The sequence below is a fragment of the Microvirga sp. P4_G7 genome (assembly GCF_056401005.1).
Window position 1 is genome coordinate 1 of sequence record NZ_JBFUKD010000594.1, and the last position, 2310, is coordinate 2310.

Genomic DNA, 2310 nt, shown 5'->3' on the forward strand with positions numbered 1-2310 from the left:
GTAGTAGGCAGTCTCCTAGGAACTCTCGCACTCCTCCACCAAGAGGACGGCTGAGGGGACACCATGGGGGCTTGGCGAGGAGTGCGTATGTCTCGAGGCAAAACAACGATCGCAGCATCTGCGGTCGCGATGGTGCTTCTATGCGCCGTCGGTGCCTCCCCTGTGCTCGCCCAGCGCACGCTCAACGATGCCCTAACGTCAAAGACTCAAGCGAAGCCCGGTCAGGATCCGGACCGCCTTCTCGTCGACGCCAAGGAGATCGTTTACGACAACGACAAGAACACCATCGCGGCGACCGGCGATGTGGAGTTGAACTACCAGGGACGGACCCTTCAGGCCGACCGGGTGACCTACGATCGCAATACAGGCCGCGTGTACGCGGAAGGCCGTGCCCGCCTTACGGACAAGGACGGGACCGTCGCCACCGGCGAGCGCTTCGAGCTGAGCGACGACTTCAAGAACGGCTTCATCGATTCGCTCCGCGTCGTTCAGAGCACGGTCTACGAAGGCGTTCCCGTCACCACGCGTTTCTCGGCGCCTCGCGCCGAGCGTTCCGAGGGTGAGACCACCGTTTTCGAACGGGGCACCTACACGGCTTGCGAGCCCTGTAAGGAACATCCCGAAAAACCGCCGCTGTGGCAGGTGAAAGCCGCCAAAATTATCCACAACAACAGCGAACGGACGATCTACTACGAAGACGCGACGCTGGAATTCTACGGCATTCCGATCGCGTATATGCCGTACTTCTGGACGCCCGATCCGACCGTGAAGCGCAAGACCGGCTTCCTGTCGCCGCGTTACGTTACGTCAAATTCGCTCGGCACCGGCGCGTCGTTGCCGTTCTTCTGGGCCATCGCACCGAACTACGACCTGACTTTGACCCCGACCTACTTGAGTCGACAGGGTTTGCTCGGGCAGGCGGAATGGCGCCATCGCCTCGACACGGGTTACTACAACATCCGCGCCGCCGGCATCGTGCAGCAGGATCTCGGCGCGTTCCTCAAGAGCCCCTATGGCCCAGGCGACCGTGATCAGCGCGGGTCGCTGGAAACCAGCGGTATGTTCTATTTGAACGACCGCTGGAAATGGGGTTGGGATATTTCGCTCGTCTCGGACAAGTGGTTCCTCGACAATTACCGGATCCGCAGTGAAAGCCTGAGCAACAACTACCTCAAGGAATCGATCTCGACCCTCTACCTCCAGGGCAAGGGCGACCGGTCGTTCTTCGACATGCGCGGCTACTACTTCAAGGGCCTCTCGACATCCGACTGGCAGAAGCAGCAGCCGATCGTCGCGCCGGTGATCGACTACAACAAGCGCATCAACGGACCCGCAGCGATCGGTGGCGAGATCGCGATCGACGTCAACGTGACGAGCCTCAGACGTGAGGCCGCGCAATTCCAACAGATCCCGCAAACGACGACGGCGCTATTCGGACTCTACGGTACTTGCGCCGTTTTCCAGAAGGATTCGTGTCTCGTTCGCGGCATCAGCGGCAACGCGACCCGCGCGTCGGCGATGGTCTCATGGCGTCGTGAATTCATCGATTCGCTCGGTCAGTCGTGGACGCCGTTCACTTACCTGCGCGCCGACAGCTTCTGGTTCTCGCCGAAGTTCACCGGCTATCAGAACTACGAGCTCAGCAACTTCCTCGGCAACAACGACGATTACGCCATCCGTGCGATGCCGGCGATCGGGCTCGAATACCGCTTCCCCTTCGTTGCCGATATCGGCGAGGTGGGAACGCAGATTCTCGAACCGATCGCACAAATCATCGCCCGTCCCAACGAAACGCTCATCGGCAAGCTGCCGAACGAGGATGCTCAGAGCCTCGTCTTCGACGACACGTCGATCTTCGAATGGGACAAGTTCTCGGGCTATGACCGCGTCGAAGGCGGYGTGCGGGCCAATGTGGGCCTGAAATACACGATCACGAACAACGAGGACTTCAACGCCAACATCGTGTTCGGACAATCCTATCAGCTCGCCGGACGCAACTCGTTCCGCCCCGGCGATCTCGCCAATGTCGGGCGCGATTCCGGTCTCGAATCGGCGCGTTCCGATTTTGTCGGCCGCTTCCAGATCTCGCCGACGAAGAACATTTCGTTCATGACGCGGGGCCGGTTCGACCAGGACACGTTCGACATGAACCGCCTGGAAGCTGGTCTGACGGCCAATCTGAACCCGTATGTGCCTGTGACGGCGTCGATTCTCTATGCGCGCTACGGCGCGCAGCCGGAACTCGGCTTCCCACGTCGCCGCGAAGGTATTCTGTCGTCGGCGACCTGGAACATCACGCAGAACTGGTAC

At 60.4% G+C, this 2310-nt stretch carries 1 protein-coding gene; it reads left to right on the plus strand.

Translation table 11 applies throughout. The annotated features are described in order from the left end of the window. Positions 1-87: 87 nt before the first annotated feature. Positions 88-2310: LPS-assembly protein LptD (locus tag AC1DT3_RS18375; protein WP_477466666.1), on the plus strand; the 2223-nt coding region annotated here is incomplete at its 3' end.